Source organism: Rhodococcoides kyotonense (genome assembly GCF_900188125.1).
In the GTDB taxonomy this organism is placed as follows: domain Bacteria; phylum Actinomycetota; class Actinomycetes; order Mycobacteriales; family Mycobacteriaceae; genus Rhodococcoides; species Rhodococcoides kyotonense.
The window spans coordinates 1-19,624 of the sequence record NZ_FZOW01000003.1 but is presented as its reverse complement, the minus strand read 5'-3'; the positions used below and the strand labels follow the sequence as shown (position 1 = coordinate 19,624).

The 19,624-nt window shown below is 64.0% G+C and carries 18 protein-coding genes; 6 read left to right on the top strand and 12 right to left on the bottom strand.

From position 1 onward, the window contains the following. Positions 1 to 41: 41 nt before the first annotated feature. The 7 genes from CHB96_RS05615 to CHB96_RS05585 all read right to left on the bottom strand — a co-directional run bounded on the left by CHB96_RS05615 (position 42) and on the right by CHB96_RS05585 (position 7,578). Positions 42 to 1,598: a sigma-54-dependent Fis family transcriptional regulator gene (locus tag CHB96_RS05615; RefSeq protein ID WP_245865288.1), complete on the bottom strand. Its 1,557-nt coding sequence runs from the start codon at positions 1,596 to 1,598 to the stop codon at positions 42 to 44. 81 nt (positions 1,599 to 1,679) lie between these two features. Continuing rightward, the gene (locus CHB96_RS05610) at positions 1,680 to 2,120 is read right to left on the bottom strand and encodes a nucleoside deaminase (protein ID WP_089243979.1); all 441 of its coding nucleotides are present in this window, start codon (positions 2,118 to 2,120) and stop codon (positions 1,680 to 1,682) included. Beyond that, on the bottom strand, positions 2,117 to 3,094 hold the full coding sequence (locus CHB96_RS05605) for an ornithine cyclodeaminase family protein (RefSeq protein ID WP_089243977.1): 978 nt from the start codon (positions 3,092 to 3,094) through the stop codon (positions 2,117 to 2,119). Before CHB96_RS05605 ends, CHB96_RS05610 begins: the two co-directional genes overlap by 4 nt. Positions 3,095 to 3,105: 11 nt before the next feature. Next, positions 3,106 to 4,029 (bottom strand): ABC transporter permease, encoded by a 924-nt coding sequence (locus CHB96_RS05600; protein WP_089243975.1) that lies wholly within the window; start codon positions 4,027 to 4,029, stop codon positions 3,106 to 3,108. After that, entirely contained in the window at positions 4,026 to 5,087 is a 1,062-nt protein-coding gene (locus CHB96_RS05595) for an ABC transporter permease (protein WP_089243973.1), read from the bottom strand. The genes CHB96_RS05600 and CHB96_RS05595 overlap by 4 nt, the downstream gene beginning before the upstream one ends. Continuing rightward, positions 5,084 to 6,598, bottom strand: coding sequence for an ABC transporter ATP-binding protein (locus tag CHB96_RS05590; protein ID WP_089243971.1), 1,515 nt, complete (start codon positions 6,596 to 6,598; stop codon positions 5,084 to 5,086). Before CHB96_RS05590 ends, CHB96_RS05595 begins: the two co-directional genes overlap by 4 nt. A 2-nt stretch (positions 6,599 to 6,600) precedes the next feature. Beyond that, entirely contained in the window at positions 6,601 to 7,578 is a 978-nt protein-coding gene (locus CHB96_RS05585) for a BMP family protein (protein ID WP_089243969.1), read from the bottom strand. 153 nt (positions 7,579 to 7,731) lie between these two features. Between CHB96_RS05585 and CHB96_RS05580 the strand changes: the two genes are divergently transcribed. Then, on the top strand, positions 7,732 to 8,442 hold the full coding sequence (locus tag CHB96_RS05580; protein WP_245865286.1) for a GntR family transcriptional regulator: 711 nt from the start codon (positions 7,732 to 7,734) through the stop codon (positions 8,440 to 8,442). 5 nt (positions 8,443 to 8,447) lie between these two features. Continuing rightward, complete coding sequence (locus CHB96_RS05575) at positions 8,448 to 9,800, top strand: NAD(P)/FAD-dependent oxidoreductase (RefSeq protein ID WP_089244688.1); 1,353 nt, start codon at positions 8,448 to 8,450, stop codon at positions 9,798 to 9,800. Between the two features lie 62 nt (positions 9,801 to 9,862). On the opposite strand, the gene CHB96_RS05570 is transcribed toward CHB96_RS05575, so the two are convergent. From CHB96_RS05570 to CHB96_RS05560, 3 genes are all read right to left on the bottom strand, one after another. Beyond that, positions 9,863 to 11,680, bottom strand: a complete 1,818-nt coding sequence (locus tag CHB96_RS05570) for an NAD(P)-binding domain-containing protein (protein ID WP_089243967.1) — start codon at positions 11,678 to 11,680, stop codon at positions 9,863 to 9,865. Positions 11,681 to 11,821: 141 nt separating this feature from the next. Continuing rightward, positions 11,822 to 12,724 (bottom strand): alpha/beta fold hydrolase, encoded by a 903-nt coding sequence (locus CHB96_RS05565; protein ID WP_089243965.1) that lies wholly within the window; start codon positions 12,722 to 12,724, stop codon positions 11,822 to 11,824. A gap of 93 nt (positions 12,725 to 12,817) precedes the next feature. Next, entirely contained in the window at positions 12,818 to 13,930 is a 1,113-nt protein-coding gene (locus tag CHB96_RS05560; protein ID WP_089243963.1) for a hypothetical protein, read from the bottom strand. 136 nt (positions 13,931 to 14,066) lie between these two features. On the opposite strand from CHB96_RS05560, the gene CHB96_RS05555 reads away from it, so the two are divergent. Further along, positions 14,067 to 14,822: an AraC family transcriptional regulator gene (locus CHB96_RS05555; RefSeq protein WP_089243961.1), complete on the top strand. Its 756-nt coding sequence runs from the start codon at positions 14,067 to 14,069 to the stop codon at positions 14,820 to 14,822. Here CHB96_RS05555 and CHB96_RS05550 read toward each other — a convergent pair. Further along, the gene (locus CHB96_RS05550; protein WP_089243959.1) at positions 14,819 to 15,694 is read right to left on the bottom strand and encodes an aldo/keto reductase; all 876 of its coding nucleotides are present in this window, start codon (positions 15,692 to 15,694) and stop codon (positions 14,819 to 14,821) included. The genes CHB96_RS05555 and CHB96_RS05550 overlap by 4 nt on opposite strands. Positions 15,695 to 15,720: 26 nt before the next feature. On the opposite strand from CHB96_RS05550, the gene CHB96_RS05545 reads away from it, so the two are divergent. Genes CHB96_RS05545 through CHB96_RS05535 form a run of 3 tightly spaced genes read left to right on the top strand, consistent with a single transcriptional unit; the run spans position 15,721 to position 18,474 of the window. Then, complete coding sequence (locus tag CHB96_RS05545) at positions 15,721 to 16,548, top strand: Cof-type HAD-IIB family hydrolase (protein WP_089243957.1); 828 nt, start codon at positions 15,721 to 15,723, stop codon at positions 16,546 to 16,548. A gap of 54 nt (positions 16,549 to 16,602) precedes the next feature. After that, positions 16,603 to 17,142: an LpqN/LpqT family lipoprotein gene (locus CHB96_RS05540; RefSeq protein WP_089243955.1), complete on the top strand. Its 540-nt coding sequence runs from the start codon at positions 16,603 to 16,605 to the stop codon at positions 17,140 to 17,142. Between the two features lie 39 nt (positions 17,143 to 17,181). After that, positions 17,182 to 18,474 carry a plasmid pRiA4b ORF-3 family protein gene (locus CHB96_RS05535; RefSeq protein WP_089244686.1) on the top strand — a complete coding sequence of 431 codons (1,293 nt, stop codon included), beginning with the start codon at positions 17,182 to 17,184 and terminating at the stop codon, positions 18,472 to 18,474. Here CHB96_RS05535 and CHB96_RS05530 read toward each other — a convergent pair whose 3' ends face one another. Beyond that, entirely contained in the window at positions 18,475 to 19,227 is a 753-nt protein-coding gene (locus tag CHB96_RS05530) for a DUF8817 family protein (RefSeq protein ID WP_089243953.1), read from the bottom strand. Positions 19,228 to 19,624: the final 397 nt, after the last annotated feature.

Genomic DNA, 19,624 nt, shown 5'->3' with positions numbered 1-19,624 from the left:
ACCTGCATCACTAAGCCGGAGTGTTCAGATTCTGGACGATTTCAGTGGATGCCGAGTTCCTTCATGCGCTTGTAGAGCGTCGTGCGGCTCATGTGCAACGCGTCGGCGGTACTGCGCTTGTTGCCCCCGTTGCGCGCGAGTTCGGCGACGATCGCCGTCTTGGTTGCCGCGTCGAGAACGTTGAGCGACGAGTCCACGGACCTCGGGCGGATCAGATCCCGGTCGGTGATGTCTCCGACCGACCGCTTCGCCGCGACCTCGGTGATCTCGGCCCGGAGTTCGCCGAGGTTGCCGGGCCAGTCGTAGTTGATCAGTTTGGCCATCGCGGTCGGGGTGAACCTTCGGTTACCAGGCAGGAAGCCTCGCACGAGATCGGGGATCTCGTGCTTGCGAGAGCGCAACGGCAACAGATCGATCGTCGACGCGCATGCCGTCAGCAACCTGCGATGCTCACCCGTCGCGTCGGGCGTCGTGGACAGTGCGAACCACGCATCGGCTGACGTCAGCTTCGTGTAGAGACTACGTGCGACGGCGGCAGGCAGAAGATGAACATTCTCGACGACGACCGAAGCGTCTGCATCGGCAAGAGCGTCGCCGACGCGTGCGAGCCACTCGGCAGGATCCGAATCCATGAGATCGCAGGAATCGAAAAATGTTGCTGCGCCGGCAATATCGGACAGTGTTCGAGTTCGGCCTGTGCCTGGTTCGCCGGATACGCAGACGGTTGCTCGTGCCCGGGTCGACGTGACGGAAGCCCTCGGCGGCTTCTCCTGCGGATCGATCTCGATGACGATTCCCGCTCCCGACGCCGGCCGATCCCACCGGACCGTCGCCTGCAGCCCGGAACTGAGCGTCATCGACCGTACGACGCCTTGGCGGTGCACCGGGTCGTCGGCCAGCGCGCGGAGGGCCGCATGGTCGACGGCGTCGAGCAGTTTGCCCGCGCTGGTGTTCTCGAGCAGGATCTCGTCGGCGATCGCTATTGCGGGTGCGCCGCGTCTGCGTGCAGAGGCGCGTTGAAATGCGCCGAACAGGAGTTGCTCGCTCCACCGAGTTTCCTCGAGTAGGCGGCCCTGGATGTCCGAGACCGCATGCACGAGCATCGGTTCGAGCAGTGGGTTATCTTGAGCTGCAAGGAAAGTGATGTCGAGGACACCTTCGATGCGTCGGGTGATCGGGTGGAGAATCGGATATCCGTAGCAGCTGAACTGCTTCATCGACTCCATGTAGTGCTCGTCGCCGCGTACGGCGATGGGGGCGCGAAGCTCGTAGACCGTCGCAATCGAATTGGTTCCCGACGTCGTCTCGGTGAACGGTCGGCCGACCACCGCGCCCGTCCCCGTCACCAGCTCGCGGGCTGCCTTGTTGCCGAACCGCATGTCGACGAGTTTGGCGTCGCGATCGGCGAGGATGACGCAGTAGCCGTTGCCCGTCAGGACGCTTTCCATGCGGTCGAGAATCGGGTCGGCGGCGGAGAGCAGTCGGGATCGGCGATCGACCTCGGACACGCTGAAGTCCTCCAGCGTGCCCGTCGGATCGAGACCACTCAGTCGGGCGCGTTGCCATGATTGAGCGATCTGCGCACGTACCAGTTCCACAGAAGCTCTCCCTCGTCACGAGATCTCTCGACGGTAACAGTGCGCCTGCGGCGCCCGTGCGTGCGTAGTTGTATCCGGCTGTTACTTTGCACGCACGGGTCGGAACGGCACCAGAGCCTCGCTCTCGTCGACCGGACCCTCGACCGTGATGGAGACATCGGCCGCGGCGACGACGTCCGCACAGCGCAGCGAGAACCTAGGGCCGCCCTCGAGGAGCTTCGAGAACTCCGGTTCCGACGCCCCGAACACGATGCGAGCGATCCCTGCCCACACCATCGCGGCACTGCACATCGGACAGGGCTCGCCGCTGGCGTACATGGTTGCGCCCTCGGCGGTGGAGGCCGCTCGGATGGCCACCAATTCTGCGTGTGCAGTCACATCGCCGGCTGATGCGACCTCGTTTCGTCCTTCGGCGAGCACCGTTCCGTCGGCACCGACCAGGACCGCTCCGAAAGGCCGGTTGCCACGCTCGCCCGCTTCGACTGCCAACGCGATCGCCCGGCGCAGGTGTGTGTCGCTCATGCTGTCAGGTCCACTTCGGTGCCCACTCCCGATAGTCGTGCTCGTCTGATCAGTGTGCGCGCGGAGACCAAGTCCTGTAGGCCGATTCCGACGGAATCGAACAGGGTCACCTCGTCTTCGGACGTCCGACCCGGCTTGGATCCGACGATGACGTGGCCGAGTTCGACGGCCAGATCCGATTCCGAGATCACGCCATCGGCAACAGCGAGTATGGCATCGCCGGATTTGGCGAGGGTCGTCGACGTCGCATCCACGAATACCGTCGCCAGTTTCATTCCGGTGGAGTCGATTTCACGATGGTCCGGACGCGGCGGCGCGCCGACTGCATTGATGTGCAGACCAGGGTGGAACCAAACACCCTGCACGATGGGATCTTTCGACGGAGTCAGTGTGCAGAGAACGTCGGCCACTTCGATCACGTCCCGCACCGAACCCGCATGTTCGACGGTTACTCCCAGGTCGGCAACAGCCTCCGCGTACCTCTGGACGGTCGACGCCGATCGGGACCAAACGACGACTTTCTCGATTCCGCGAATGCGCGAGATTGCGCGCGTGTGTTCTATCGCGAGAGTGCCTGCGCCGACGAGACCGAGGACCGTGCTGTTCGTCCGGGACAGATGTGCGGTTGCGACGGCGCTGGCGGCTGCGGTCCTGATCGCCGTGACCGCACGACCGTCGAGAATCCCCTCGCACTCGCCGGTCTCCGCAGAGCTCACGACGATCGTGGAGCGCTGGGTCGGCAGCCCCCGCGCCGAATTGGCAGGCATGTCGGACAGCAGTTTGACCGAGCTGAGGCCGCTGCCGGCAGCAGTCATCGGAATCGCGCTGCCCCCGTTCGGAAGCGCCATCGAGATCGGCCCAGGGTTGTCGGCCGCTCCGAGTGCAAGATCGGCGTGTGCTCGTTCGACGGCGTCGTGGATCTCTGCGCGATCGATGAGTGTCGTTATGTCCGAGTGGCTGAGAATCAGAGTCATGGAAGTCGTCCTTATCGTCCCGCGTAGGGAACAGTGAGGCAGGTGGGTGCGCCGCGTCCGCCGACGAAACCGGTGATCGCGACGATGGCGATGACGTACGGCAGCATGACGAGCAGTGCGAAAGGGACGTCGACACCGAGTGCGGGCAGTGCGAACTGCAGAGCCTGGGCGATGCCGAAGAAGATGCAGGCGTAGACGATTCCGAGGATTCGCCATCTGCCTGCGATGACCGCCACGACGGCAAGGTAGCCGAGACCGCCGGTCATGTTGTCGCTGAACGAATGAACCTCGGACAACGCGAGCTGCGATCCCGCAAGGCCGCCGGTCGCCGCTGCGAGCAGAACGCACAGGTAGCGGACCCGTCGGACAGGCAGCCCGGTCCACTCGGCGGAGATCGCATCCTCGCCGACCCCATCGATCGTCAGACCTGGTGAGCTCCGCTTCGACAGCGTGACGGCCAGGGCAACCACGATCGCGATGCACACGTAGCCCAGCACGTTCTGGCCGAACAGCGCAGGCCCGATGACCGGGATATCGCTCAGCAGAGGGATATCGACGGAACGGAAACCGGGCACGGACTGCCCCTTGCCGTCGGACAGCAGGATCCGGGAGAAGAACGTGGTGAGGCCCAGTGCCAGTGCATTGCTTGCGATTCCGATGACGATCTGATCTGCGCGGAACCGGACGCTCAGTGCTGCTTGTGCGACACCGAACATCGTGGCGGCGAGCACGCCTGCCAGCACGCCGAGGACGGGGGAGCCGGTGTCGGCGGTCGCGAGGACACTGGCGAACGCTCCGGTCAGCATCATGCCCTCCATGCTGAGGTTCAGTACGCCTGCTCGTTCACTGACGGATTCACCGCTGGCCGCCACGAGTAGAGGAATGGCGAAACCTACTCCACTGGAGACGACTTCGGTGACGATTGCCGTACTCATACCAGTACCGCTTCCTTGGTGCGAGCGCGAACGGTGGTCGTGGTCCAGATCGACGCACCGGCGATCAAGATGATCAGGACGGACTCGACCACGGAGACGGTCGACGCAGGAACTCCCACTGCCAGTTGAAGATTGATACCGCCGGACACCAGGAAGCCCAGCAGCAGAGATACTGCTGCGACGGCCGTCATGGAACCGCGTGCAAGCAGCCCGACGACGAGACCGGTGAATCCGAACCCGGACGAGAATCCCTCGGCGAGCACGAACGGCGCAGTCGCGACGATCAACCCACCGGCGACGCCCGAGAATGCTCCGGCAGCGGTCAGACTCCCGAACCTGTACGCGTCCACGCGGATGCCGAGACGACGCGACGCGGTGGGAGACAATCCGACGGACTGCAGCTTCAGTCCGATTGCGGTGCGCCCGAGGAGAATTCCGACTGCAACGACGGCGACGACTGCTACGACGAGCGCGATCGTGGCTGGGGACTTGTGGAGCCCGAGCAACGCCAGTTGCCCGGATTCACGCAGCGGCTCCGACTGCGGAAGTGTTTCCGACGACGTCATCGGCTGGCGAAGCAGTGCAGGCTCGTGCACCACCAGTACGACGGCAGCGAGACCGACGAAGTTGAGAAGCAGCGTGGTGATGATCTCGCTGGTACCGCGGCGAACCTTCAGATATGCGGCTATGGATGCCCAGGCCGCACCCCCGAGAGCAGCGGCGAGCAGAACGGCGGCGACACCCACCTGAGACGGAAGCGATTGGGGCAGAGACACTCCGGTTGCCGTCGCACAGATTCCGCCGAGACACATCTGACCCTCGCCGCCGACGTTCACCAATCCTGCGCGATATGCGATGGTGAAGCCGGCCGCAATCAACATGAGAAGCGCAGCATTGTTCAGCGACGTGCCGATCGCGAACGGAGACCCGAACATACCGTCGAGCAACGCCTCCGAGGTCTCCACGGGACCGGCGCCTGCGAAGGCAGCCAGGGCCAGCCCGACAACTGCTGCGACCGACAGTGCGGCGCCTCCGATGACGAGAGGATGCCTGTTCATACTGCGACCCCCATCATCAGCTCCGTGATTTCGTCCTGCGCCGTGGTCGAATCGGCGTCGATCGGGCCGAGCAGTCGACCGCGGTAGGCGACGAGAATCCGATCGCACACCGCCATCAGTTCGTCCATCTCACTGGAGATGATCAGCACACCGACCCCGATGTCGGCGGCCGCGCGGAGTTGGTCCAGTACGAATCCGACGGAACCGATGTCGAGTCCGCGCGTCGGTTGAGCGGCGACGATGGCACCGAGTCCGGCCAGGGACAACTCTCGTGCAAGGACAACCTTCTGCTGGTTTCCACCCGACAGTGAACGGATGGCTGCATCCGGCCCCGACGTGCGAATGGAGTAGTCGGAGATCGCCGCGGTCGCGTCCGCACGCATCTTGTCTCGATCCAGCATTCCGAATCGGCGATACTCGGAAGTGCGTGCCAGCAAGAGGTTCTCGGTCACGGAGAGGTCCGCGACGATGCCCTCTGCGTGTCGATCCTCCGGCACGACGCCCAATCCCGCCGCCGTCCGTCCTGCAGGGCAGACGCGCGTCATATCTCGGCCGTTCAGAATGATTCGGCCGTCGAACTCGATGTCGGAACCGGACAGAATCGACGCCAGCTCGGACTGCCCGTTGCCCTCGACTCCGGCGATTCCGACGATCTCACCGCGCCTGACCGAGACGGATACGTCGGTGAGGGCATCGCTGCCGTCCCGGCGTGTGCACGAGATGTTCTCCACGCGGAGCGCGACATCGTTGGAAGCGCGTGGGGCGCTGACGCGTCGGGAATGTGTTGTGGCGGTCTCGGTTCCGACCATATCGGTGAGCAGACGTTCGACGGTCGTCTGCGCCATGGGCCCGCCGCCGGTGACTTTGCCGCCGCGCAGGACGGTCGAGGTGTCGGCGACACGAGCGATCTCGCCGAGCTTGTGCGTGATCATGACGACGGACTTGCCGTTCTCGGCCAGCGCGCGACAGGTCTCGATGAGCGCATCGATCTCACCGGGATCGAGGACGGCGGTCGGCTCGTCGAGAAGAATCAGACGTGGTTGCCGCAGAAGCGCTTTGACGATCTCCACCTTCTGACGCGCCCCGACGGGCAGTTCGCTCGTACGTGCGTCGAGGTCGACTCGCAGTCCGTACGAGTCCTCGATCGCTCGCAGTTCCGTCTGGAGTCGATCCTTGGGGAGTCGATCCTTGGGGAGTCGGTATCCGCGATGGCCGAGGAGCAGATTTTCGCCGACCGTCATCGTGGTGATCAGGCTGAAATGCTGATGCACCATGGCGATTCCCGACGCGATGGCATCGGCGGGCGCGGCCGGACGGTACGGCTTGCCGTCGAGCATCATCGTGCCGGTGGATGGTGCGGTCGTCCCGAAGACTATGTTGCACAGCGTGGATTTGCCCGCGCCGTTCTCTCCGAGGATGCAATGTACGCTCCCCGGGTCGACGGTCATGGACACATCGGTGAGGGCATCGACGTCACCGTAGCTCTTGCCGATTCGTTCGAGGGACAGCATGCCTACCGCGATTCCGCGGTGCCGTCGGCCGCTGCGGTCTTGGCGTTCGCGAGTGCGGTCGCCGCGGCGGGATCGGTGCTGCACAGGAGGTAGTCGGTTCCGCCCTTGTCCGAGGTGAGGCCGAAGGGCACCTGCTCGGCGGCCCAGGATCCGTCGAGGACCGAGGAGACGGCGTACTCGATCTCAGTGCCTATGTCGGTCCGCACGTAGCCGATGTAGGTCGGGTCGGAACAGTCGCCGGGGATCGGGCCGCCGCTCAATGCGGCGCCGGACTCGCGCGCAGACTGCTGGAGCCCTTGCTTTCCGAGATTGACGATCTGACCGAGAACATCTGCACCACCGGCGAATTGAGCGCCGGCAGCTTGCTTGGCCTTGGCAGGGTCGTTGAAGTCGCCGACGTATTGTGGGCCGAGGACGCGAATGTCCGGGCGAGTGAACGTGGCGCCGGCCTCGAACGACGCCGCGGAGTTCACGATGGCGGGAAGTTCGACCCCGCCGACGAAAGCGACGGCCCCGGTCGTCGACACGGCGGCAGCGACTGCGCCCGACAGAAACTCTGCCTCGGCTTGCTGCGGGTCGTAGTAGGCCAGGTTGTCGAGCGGTACGGCGTCGGCGGGCCCGCCGATCTCCACGAATTTCACGTCGGGAAATTGAGGTGCGACCTTGCGGACGTCTGAGTCGGTCTGGCCGCCGACCGAGATGACGAGATCGTTCTCCGAGGCGAAGCGCTGCAGTGCCTGCTGGTAGTCGGGAGCGGCGACCTGTTCGACGTAGCTTGCGTCGACCTTGTCCCCGTACGAGTCGAGAACCCGCTGGTAGCCGAGGTACCCGGACTCCATGAATCCTGTGTCGGAGATCGAACCGGGGAAGAAGACGCCGACCTTCAAGGTGCCGTCGGAGGCGCCGGCGTCGGACCCGCTGCATGCGGCGAGGGCGAGGGTCGCGGCGGCGACTGCTGTGAGTGCGATGGGACGTTTCATGTGTTCGGTGCTCCTACTGGTTAGTGGTATACCGTTAAGTAGAAGCCTGAAGGGTTCATATTTCGACCGTGTTACGGGCTCGTAAGGGAGTGTTCACGTCCTTGCTGCCGTCTAGGCTCGTGTGACGCAAGGCGAATCGAAGGAGTCGAGCAGGTGCAGCTGGAAGAGCGGAAGTCGTTGCGCGAGATAGCGTACGACGCCATCCGCACGCGGATCGTCGACCTCACACTCGCGCCGGGTTCGAGACTCGTCGAGCGCGACCTTGCCACCGAGCTCGAGGTGTCGCGCATTCCGCTGCGTGAAGCGATGCAGCAACTGCAGCAGGACGGTCTCGTGGTTCTGGTGCCGCGTCAGGGTGCGATCGTGTCGCCGTTCACCGTCGACGACGTTCGCGATCTGTTCGATGTTCGCGAGAGCCTCGAGGTGCTCGCCGCGCGACTGGCAGCCGAACGAGCCGATCCTGACGCGTTGGCCGCCCTCGCCGCCCAACTCGACGCTGCCCGAGCTGCGACGGCTGCCGACGACAAGCCTGCAATCGCGGCGGCCAACGCGAAATTTCACTCGATGATCGTCGAGATGTCCGCGAACCCGTTGCTCGAATCGCTGCTTCGACCGCTGGAAGCGCGGGTGCAGTGGCTATTCCACCTCACCAAGGATCGTGATCCGGGCCAGCAGTGCCTCGAGCACGAGCACCTGTACGCAGCGATCGCGGATCGGGACCCCGAACGGGCTGCGGCGTCGGCGTTCTCACACGTGCACTCCGGCAGGGACATGAGTCTGAAATTGGCTGCGACCTGGTCCGACGATGGAATCGACCCGATTGCCGCGACGAAGGGACGTAGACGTGGGCGCGCAGTAGGGTGACCTGCATGCGCAGATTCGAACAGCGATTTCGCACATCGGCTCCGCTTCCGCTTGCCCCGTCGAAGATCGTCGTCGTGGGAGGAGGGTTCGGCGGGTTCTACGCCCTCCGTACCCTGCAGAAGCTGCTGGAGTCCGAGAGAGCATCTTTGACGCTCGTCGCACCCAACGACTACCTGCTCTACAGTCCGCTGCTCCCCGAGGTGGCGACGGGTGTGCTCGACCCCCGCGACATCGCGGTCTCGCTCAGGCAGACCCTTCGCCGCACCCGTACCGTGCTGGGCCACGTCACGTCCGTCGACTTCGGTGAGCGAAAACTCCGCGTCGAGGGTCGCGAGAGCGCCACGGAAATGGACTGGGACAAGCTGATTCTCGCGCCGGGTTCGGTGACGCGGCAGTTCGACATCCCGGGCGTCGCCGAGAACGCGCACGGACTCAAGACGCTCAGTGAAGCGACGTTCATCCGCAATCACGTTCTCGCACAACTCGACGCGGCGGATTCGCTGCCGGATACCTCTGCCGGTCGCGCCGAGCGGGTGGAACGGCTGACCGTCGTCGCCGTCGGAGCCGGATACACCGGTACGGAATTCGTTGCGCAGATGCAGAATTGGCTCAAGGGAATCGCGACGCGTTGGGCGAGCATCGATCCCGACGACGTCCGATGGCTTCTCGTCGACGTCGCCCCCGCGGTGCTTCCCGAGTTGGGCGAGCAGTTGGGCAAGGAGGCCCTCGGTGTGCTGAAGGAGCGCGGCGTCGAGGTGCGTCTCGAGGTGTCCGTCGAATCGGCGACGGCGACATCGGTGACGCTGACCGACGGGACCGTCGTGCCTGCGCGAACTCTGGTGTGGGGTGCCGGTGTTGCGCCGAGTCCGCTGATCGCGAAGCTCGGATTGCCCACCGAGAAGGGACGTCTCGTGGTGGCACCGGACCTGTCGGTGCCGGGTCATCCTGGCGTGTGGGCGATCGGCGACGCGGCCGCGGTGCCCAATCTCGCTGCCGACCCGTCGACTCCGACTCCTCCGACGGCCCAGCATGCGCAACGTCAGGGCGTCCGGGTTGCGCGCAATCTTGCTGCGAGTCTCGGTGTCGGAGAAGCGAAGCCGTACGTGCACAAGGATCTGGGGCTCGTTGCGGATCTGGGCGGATTCGACGGCGTCGCAAAGCCTTTGGGGGTTCCACTCAAAGGTCCGGTGGCCAAGTTCGTGGCGAGGGGCTATCACCTGTACGCGCTGCCGACGGCGGCCGCACGAGTCAGGGTCGCGACGGACTGGTTGTATTCGTCCATCTTGCCCACCCGCGTCGTCAATCTGGACCAGGTGCGGTCCGAGGATGCGTTGATCGCGAAAGCCCAAGGCGCGTAGCGCACGTGCATAGAAATACATAGCCCGACATGTATTTCTATGCACGTGCGGCGAAGCCGCACTTACCGAAGGTGATGCACCTCCTGCAGCCCGTAGACCGGGGTGTCGATGCCCTCGTACCGCGCCTTGATCTGCAGCGCCAGGTACAGCGAGTAGTGCCGCGACTGGTGTAGGTTGCCGCCGTGGAACCAGAGGTTCTCCTGCTGCGTCGGCTTCCACATGTTGCGCTGTTCGCCCTCCCAGGGACCCGGGTCCTTGGTGGTGTCGGAGCCGAGGCCCCAGCACTTGCCGACCTTGTCGGCGGTCTCCTGGTCGATCAGGTCCGCGACCCATCCGTTCATCGAGCCGTAGCCGGTGGCGTAGACGATGACATCGGCAGGCAGTTCCGAGCCGTCCTCCAGCACGACGCTGTTCTTCCCGATCCGAGAGACTTGTCCCGCAACCAATTTGATCTTCCCGTCGGCGACGAGCTCGGATGCGCCGACGTCGATGTAGTAGCCCGATCCGCGACGCAGGTACTTCATGAACAGGCCCGACCCGTCGTCGCCGAAGTCGTGCTGGAACCCAGCCTTCTCCAGTCGATCGTAGAAGTCCTTGTCCTGCTCGGCGATCTTCTGGTATACGGGGATCTGAAACTCGTGCATGATCCGGTAGGGAAGCGACGCGAACGTCAGGTCGGCCTTGCCGGTCGTCATTCCCGCCTCGACCGCGCGCTCGGAATACAGGTCGCCCAAGGCGATTTCGCACAACGAATCGGACTTCACGATATGCGTCGACGACCGTTGCAGCATCGTCACGTCGACGCCCGTCTCGTACAACGCTTTACAGATGTCGTGCGCCGAGTTGTTCGAGCCGACGACGACGACCTTCTTCCCGACATACGCGTCGGGACCCGGGTGTTCGCTCGAATGGTGTTGTTCCCCTTCGAAGATGTCCATTCCGGGGAAGTTCGGCACGTTCTTCTTGCCAGACATTCCGGTCGCCATGACGAGCTGCTTCGGCTTCAGGACGACTTCTTCACCGTCACGATCGACGACGACGGTCCACTCGCCGGCCTTCTCGTCGTACGTCGCGGACTTGGCCGTGGTCCGGCTCCAGTACGGAACCTCCATGACCTTCGTGTACATCTCGAGCCAGTCGCCGATCTTGTCCTTCGGCGCGAACACCGGCCAGTTCGCCGGGAACGGCAGGTAGGGGAGGTGGTCGTACCAGACCGGGTCGTGCAGGCACAGCGACTTGTAGCGACCCCGCCACTGATCTCCCGGCCGATCACCGCGGTCGACGACGATGGCAGGCACCCCGAGCTGCCGGAACCGAGCGCCCAACGCGATGCCACCCTGGCCGCCACCGACGATCAGCGCATACGGCTGAACCGTGTAGCCGAGTTCCTTCTCCTCGATCTCCTTCTTCTCGGCCCAGTTCTGGGTATCGGCATTGGAGCCGTGCACGGCGCCCTTGATACGCGTCGCACCCTGTCGTTCTTCGTGCCCTTTGAGTTCCTGCATCGTCGTCAGCAGGGTCCAGCCCTCATCGCCTTTCAGGCGCAGGTGGCCCTTGCCGCGGCTCGTCGCCGTCTCGAACTCGATCCACGCCGACGTGACGCCATCGGCCTCCTCCGGGGTCTCCGTCGTGTGAAATCCCGACGGGTCCGTGTCTTCGAGGCGGGCCGCGAGCATGCCCTCGATGCCGTCCCTGCCCTCGACGGTCTTGATGTTCCACGTGAACGTGACGAGGTCGCGCCAGAAGCTGTCGACGGCGAACTTGCCTGCCGCACGCTCGACGTCGCGCGCAGCCAGCGCGCTCTCGAAGTCCGCCAGCCAGGCGTCGACGCGTTCCTGCGGGGTTCGGTTGAGCACTGGCTGTTCGATGGTCTGGGTCATCTGGACTCCCTTGCAGGTCGTGTGCTGGTTCTGTGATCCAGCACACTCCTCGGATCAGGGTGGGTCCAGAGTTGCAGTGGGTTGCACGTGACGCGGGTCACGTGCAACCTGCCCGAGATCGAGGTTGCATCGCGATTCAGCTCATTTCCGATGCACAACTTCGTTCTCGGCGGAGCGGGCGGTGGTTTCGCCGATGAACCGAAGAATCGACGACGCCAGCTGCTCCGGCTGGTCCTCGCCCGTCAGGGTGCGTGAGTCGTCGATGATCTCCAGACGGCTGTCAGGGAAGTCGGCAACGAAACGTTCCGCATGCTGTACCGGAAAGAACTTGTCGGCCGACGCCCATGCCACCAGGACCGGTAGCGTGACGTTCCCGAACTTCTGCGCGGCGTCCAGCGTGTCCTGCTTGTCCACTGTCTTCAGGAACTTCACCACGTCCCGTCGGGTGCTGCGGTCCAAGACCGGTGTGAAGTAGTGATCGACCACCTCGTCGTCCAATCGCAGACGCGTAAGCCACCCGTAGCCGATCGGCGACCGTCCCAGCAATCGACGTAGAAACGGAACACGCATCATGACGGCGAGCACCTCGAATGTCGCGGGCACGCGCGCCAACCAGCAGAGATAAAGGAACATACGCGGCGGATAGTTCTCGTACGCGTCGCACGGAGTCAGTACGACGCGGCCGATGCGCTCCGGATGACGGGTGATCACCAGTTGCGTCAGCATTCCGCCGCCGTCGTTCCCGACGATGGTGACGTCGCGGAGGTCGAGTGTGTCGATCACCTCGGCGACGATGGCAGCGAGACCCGTCGCGGTGAGATCTGCGTCCTGGTCCATCGCGATCCGATGGCTGCCGAACGGCCAATCCGCCGTGATGCATCGATAGTTCTCGGCGAGAATCGGCACCACCTTCCGCCACACGGCCGCGTTGGTGAACAGGCCGTGCACGAACACGATGGGCTTGCCGCTGCCCCGTTCGTAGACGCGCACGGCACCGCCGTCGACCGGCACTGTTCTCGAAGAACCCAATTCGGAGACGTCCATGATTTCCTCCCGAATGCCCTTCCCCCGTCAGGGGCTTGGTGCAAGCATTCCGGGTATGGGGGCTGAGGCGCTTCCGAAAACGTGCTGGAAATACTAAGCGGGAGAAAGCTTTCGTAGGCCGAGGGATTGGAATCCGACGACGTAGATCAGCGTCCAGAGAACGAGCCAGTCGACGAAACCGAGGGCGTTTCCGTTCAGTCCCGATGCGACTTCGGGTTCGTGCAGGATGTGCTCCGCTGCGTATCGGTAATAAAAGACGAATGTGCCGAGCGCCAGTACGAACGTGAGAGCAGCACGGACCATTGGTGCGAATCGGTTTCCGAAACCGTTGGCCCAGAAGATCATCCAGAACGCCCAGCACACGCCGATCTGAGCCGGAAATTGATTCACGACGCTTCCGAGCTCGGCCGTCGCATCGGATCCGATCAGTAACTTCGCCAGCGGCACCATCAGGAAATAGATGGCAGTGCCGAGAACAACATTCCCGACCGTTGCCGCGAGTGCAGTCCGTCCGCCTCCGCCGAACAGCTTCCACGGCCAGTTGTCGAGCGTCTGACCAGTGAGGATCACCGCTACGACCATCGAGTAGAACCAGCCGAGCACGGTATCCACGCTCATCAGCGAGTCGGTTGCGGTCAGCGAGACGGACGGCAGGCCGAACACGAAGTACAGGGCAAGCGTCGGCACCGCAACGAATGCGATCTCGCACAGTCCGATCAACGGCTGCTTCATTCCCAGTGCCGTCCATGGCCAGTGTTGCCAGTTCAGCACCACCATCACCCAGGTCGCGAACCCGAAGAGCACGAACAACGCTCCCGCGAAGTAGCCGAGACCGCCTTCGCGTGAGCCCGCGAAGTCGGGAAACAAGGAACCGAGTCCGCTACCGAGCAGCCAGGTGACCGCGACTGCAAAAACGCCGGTCGACGCCAGAATCGCTACTCCTCGCCATGGTTGGGCCAGCTTGTCGAAACCGGCGAACTCACAATCGAAGCCGATGAACACGATGAACAGGATCGCCCAGAACAGTGCAGCGTTGAACGGCAACGGATAGAAGTTCCACGGACTTGTCGTCGGATCTGCCAGTAGGTACCACGTCGCAAGTGAAATCGCCACGACGACAACGAGGTTGGCAATCCCGAATGTGATCCACCGGGGGTCCCGGGGTCTCGTGGTCGGTACATCGTGCTCGACGGCGGTTGTGGTCATGGTCAGCTCTCCTGGGGGCAGCGCGGTGATGGGCGCCGTAACTATGAGCTGAATCACACGTGATGCGTCAGGGTTGCGGAGGGTTGCACGGCTGAATGCCTTCCCATGACGGGGGTCGGGTGCAAGCATTGTGGGCATGCTTCCCGACACGGGCAACCCTGCGCCGACGCTCTGGCTGTGGGCAGGCCAGGCCGTGTACCTCGGGCCGTCGTTGAAACTCGACTTCCACGCCGGGTCCGTCCTGTGTTTCGCAGTCGGCGTCGACGCGCCGTTCACGTTGCGCGACGACCGATCCGGGTGCTGGACGGTACGTAGTGCAACCATCGGGCCGAGGACGACGCACAAGGTCGAATCGCACGGTGAGCGAATGTTGTTCGGCTACTTCGACCCTGGAGCCTCACGAGCAACGACGATCGTCGATCGGATGACTGCTCGTCACGGCGGCATCGGTCTGACGCACGACGCGGAAGCCGAGCTCCTGCAACTCGCGAATTCGAGCGATCCCGATCCACGGGCGATGCTCACACAGGTGACTGGGCTCGAATCGCGTTGTGTAGACGAACGAATCGTCGACGCAATGGCGCGGTTGCGGGACAAGCCGGGCGCGATGATCGCCGCGCCCGATATGGCCGCCGCCGTCAATCTGTCGACGTCGCGCTTCCTGCATCTGTTCTCCGCCGAGACCGGTACCAGCTTTCGCCGGTACCGGTTGTGGGCTCGGATGTTGCACGTGGGCGTCGCAGTGTCCGATGGAAGCGACCTGACCGGTGCGTCGATCGAAGCCGGATTCGCATCCCCGTCGCATTTCAGCGACTCGTTTCACACCTTGTTCGGGATGTCGGCTGCAGCTTTGCTGGCTGGGGGCGTGCGAATCGTCGTCGTCGATCGTTAGTCCGGCGAGCCGATGTTCAGCTCGTCGGGGTGCGCGCCGACGCGCACACCGTCGTCGAGGGTCGCGATCTCGCTCAGGTCCTCTTCGGTCAAGGCGAAGTCGAAGACATCGATGTTCTGCGAAATACGCTCGTCGTGAACGGATTTCGGGATGACGATCAATCCGTTCTGCAGGTGCCAGCGAATGAGCACCTGCGCGGCGGACTTTCCGTGTCGCTCGCCGATACGTGTGATGACGTCGTCGGTCAGGAGGGTGTTCGGCTTGGAGGACTTGCCCCATCCCGAGTTGCTGGTTCCGCCGAGGGGGCTCCAGGATTCGACGGCGATGTCGTGTGCGCTCGCGACGTCGCGGATGGCCTGCTGCGTGAGGTGCGGATGCAACTCGACCTGGTCGACGGCCGGAAGCAGTCCGCCGCGGTCGATCAGCAGCTGCAGGTGGCGAGGCTCGAAATTGCAGACGCCGACGGCCTTCGCGCGTCCCGATTCTGCGATCTTCTCGAGCGCATCCCAGGTCCGAAGCAGTCGGTCGTCGTTCTTCAGCGGCCAGTGGATCAAGTAGAGGTCGACGTAGTCGAGTCCCAGCTTGCCGAGGCTGACGTCGAATGCTGCCAACGCGGGTTCGTAACCCTGGTCCGAGTTCCAGAGTTTGGTGGTGACGAAGATGTCCTCGCGGGCGACGGAGGACGAGCTGATTCCGCGCCCGACCGCCTCCTCGTTGCCGTACGCGGCGGCGGTGTCGATGTGGCGATAGCCCGCATCGTCCAACGCGTACCGAACGGCATGTTCGGTCTCCGCGTCGGCGGCCTGCCATACGCCCAGGCCCAGTTGGGGGATCGTGGTTCCGGAATTCAGGGTCAGGTTCGGAGTGCTCACCTCGTCCAGGCTAGATCCTCTTTGGCATGATCGGGTGCGTGACTGTGCAACTCGTGGCCACCGATCTCGACGGCACGCTTCTCACCTCCGACCGGACGGTGTCGACGCGGTCCGCAGAGGCCATGGCCGCGGCACGGGCGTCGGGAATCGAGGTCGTATGGGCGACGGCCCGAGCGAGGCATTCCATTCACGAACTCGCCGCGTCGTGCGGATTCACCGGTAAGGCGATCGGCGCCAACGGTGCCGTCGTTCTCGATCTCGCCGACGGCACCCCGGTCATCTCCGGTACGACGGCCATCGACGCCGAGGCCGTCGAAGCGGCGATGAGCCGAGTCCGCGAGCTCGTTCCCGGCGTCGTGTTCGCGACGGTAGGTCCGACGGCATTCGTCGCCGAGCACGAGTACGCCGCGCTGTGCGTGTTCGCCGATCACCATCGTCATCCACACGAAATGGTCGTCTCGACAACGGTTTTGGCGGACGAGCCGACGGTCAAGATCGTCGCGCGTCACCCGGAGCTGTCTAGTGTCGATCTGTATCGCACGGTGCTGGGTGCTCAGGTGACCGGCGTGGAACTGACGCACTCCGGTGCGCCGTACATCGAGATGGCGGCAGCCGGCGTCTCGAAGGCGAGCGCGTTGTCGCGATTGTGCCGCGAGTTGGGCGTCGAACAGGACTCGGTTGCTGCCGTCGGCGATGCTTTCAACGATCTTCCGATGCTCGAATGGGCCGGAACTGCGCTGACGACGGCCAATGCGATGCCCGAGATCAAGGACGTCGCCCACCGCGTGCTCGGTTCGAACGACGACGACGGCGTCGCGTCGTACCTGGAGGAGCTCGTGCGTCTACGTGACTGACTGTCGAAACAATTGTCTTGCAAGCATTTTCGCGATCGATGAGGGGACACCTGCATGGCCGAGGTAGAAACGAACGGATCCGGCGGATCGACCGTCGCGCAGTATCTGGCAGTCAATGGAGTCGACGTGACGCCGTCCGACAGCGCGCACGCAGCGTCGCTCGGTATCGCGGCGACGCCGCCTGCAGGCTGGCAAGTCGCTGACGCAGGCCAGTTTCCCGGCGCCACCGAGGTGTTGGTCGAGCCAGGCCTGGTCGAGAACGGATTCGCGCCCAACGCGGTCCTGCTCGTCGGCAAGCTCTCGAAGTCCGTCGATCCGCAGGCGCTGTTGGACTGCAGCTTCACCGACGCCCGTCTCATGCCCGGGTGGACAGAGGTCGACGCACGTGCCGACGACCTGGGGCCGTGGCCTGCGCGTTTCGTCAGCGGGACGTTCGTCGCCGAACAGCTCGAACTCGCGGTGACGACGCGATATGCCGTCGTCGGCGTCGACGAGCAGTACCTGGTGCAGTTGACGGTGACGGTCCTCGCGGACCAGACCGACAAGCTTGCTTTCGACATCGCCGCACTCAACGACGGTCTCTACATCTCGTAAGCAGTCGACTTGTCGGCGTCCGCCGATAGGGTCGTGGTCATGCCGAATCGCAGTGGACGAGCGCGGCACCTGACGGTGGTGCCGGACCTGCCTGCCGACGATCCCGCGACGGGCGTGAGCGTTCCCGAGTCGTTCGAGAATGCTCCGCAATTCGAGTTGCTGGTGACGCTGCGGGACGTCGAGCCGAGCGTCTGGCGACGCATCACCGTCCGATCCGACCTGCTGCTGTCCGAGCTTCGTGGCGTCTTGGTGACCGCGATGGGATGGCAGGACGGCCTGACCAGCGGCTTCTTCGCGCGCAGGGGCTACCCGATCGAGGAGTATCTGGATCGGGACTTCAGGGTCGACGATCTTCTGCCCCACAAGGGAGAGACGCTGCGGTTCGACTACGGCCTCGACGAACCCTGGGTCCACGTCATCGAGCTCGTGCAGATCGACCCCGATTCCGACGATTCTCGATCGCGCTGCCTCGACGGTGCAGGGGGATGCCCGGCTGGAGTCTTTCGACGGGTTCTCGTTCCTGACGACCACTGGGACCCGGCAGGGTTCGATCGCGCCGAGACGGATCGACGTCTACGCGCCCCCGGCCTGGTTCGATCCATCGAGAACGAGAGCATTGCGGCGTCCCCGCTGGTGGCCCGGCTGCTTCGTCGCGCTCGGCCCGCTTCGGTACCCCAGGTCGTCGAACTGTTGCCGCGGTGCGAGCTGACGATCGACAGTTCGTTCGACCTGCCGGTTGCCCAGGTTGCGATGAAGAAAACGGCCTGGTTCCTCCAGCACGTCGGGACCAGGGGCATCGAGCTGACGGCAACCGGTCATCTGCCGTCGTCCACGGTCGAGGCCATTCGCGACGAGTTGGACTGGGGAATCGGCTGGCACGGAGACAGCACCCGCGAGGTCGATCATCATCAGGCCACCGATCTACGCGAAGCCGCGAAAAGTCTCGGGCTGGTCCGGGTACTGAAGGGCAAGGTGGTGAGAACCAAGGCGGGCACACAGCTCGCCGACGACCATGTCGGCCTGTGGCATCACTGTGCCGCGCGATTGCCCATCGGTAGGGAGAATTACGAGAAGGATGCGGGCACGTTGTTCCTGATCGCGCTCGCCGCGTCGGCATCGGCTGAGCAGCGGGATGCCATGACCGCCCACACCATGGCCGCGCTCGGCTGGGAGATGGATGCACGTCTCGCCGGTCAGCGGTCGGTCGCGTTCCTGGATCTCATCGGCGCTCACGGACCGATGTACTACCTCGGTCGCTCGGACGTCGAGGCGCCGGTGTGGGCCCGTAGGTTCGCGCGCGACGCACTCAGATCCTCGGTCGAGCCGCGCTGATCAGTCGAGATACGGATTCAGGAGCGATGCGTCGGTCACCGCCGCTCGCGCTGCGGCGCGTGATGCGTTGTCGTGGGGGAGCGACGCGAGTGCCTGTCCATGCTCATGTGCGGCATCCGCGTCGTCGAGAACGGTGAAGAGCTCGACGAGACCCGCCCGCGCGACGGCTTGCTCGACGACCGTCGCCTCCGCCCCGTACCGCTTCAGACCTGACCGCAGCGCGCGCGACGCAGCCAGGTCATCTGTCTTGAACTCGCGCAGGATGCGAGCGTTGTCGATCGCCTTCGCGAGACCCGACAGCTCCTTGGAGCCGCCGTACTCGAGTTCCGCCGGCTCGTCGCGCTGAATGAAGATGACGGTATTGCCGTTCGGATCGACGATCGAGAACCGCGAGGCGCCCGGCCGGTAGCGGGTGATGCGCGGACGGCCCTTCGACAGCACCTTGCCGTGAGTCGCACGCATCGCGGCCAGGAAAAAGGCGTGGTATGACGCCACATCGTCGACCATCACTATGCAGCCGCCCGTCACCTCGTCTGCCGGGTCGATGTTTGCCGACGCTCGGCCGTAGTGCAGCTCGAAGCCACTCCAGGCGAACGCGAGGTACAGGTACGGCTTCCGTTGGTTCCACGACGTCGTGAAACCGAGCGACGTCCAGAACTCCGATGTCGCGTCCGCATCCATGCAAGGCAACAGGGGGACGATCGTCTCGTTCTTCACGACGCCGGCCGGAAGGGACTGGGCTGTTTCAGGCATGAAGACAGGATGTCTCGAGAAGCCGCGGAGCACCTATGGACCGATTCATGAGGCTGATTCGTAGGATTATGGCGTCTGACCAGGCGATTTGGAGTTCTGCAACTCGTCGCGTAACTTTTACCGAGTCAGAGCGACACGGACACCGACTCCAGCCGAGAGGCCGGAGACAACGAGGTTGTACGGAGTGCCTGGCATGGTTTGTCCCCCAAGAGTCGGAGCTTGCATCCGAGACCAAGCTGGGATAGGCTGGAACAGTTGCCCTTGATGCTGGCAGGCGTGAGTCTGCGGGTGGATGGTGTGCGCGTGTTCTTTGAGAACTCAACAGTGTGTCGATGAATGTCAGTGCCGAATGTTTTTGGTGCTCATGCCTTTTGGGGTGTGGGTGTGACATCTTCTG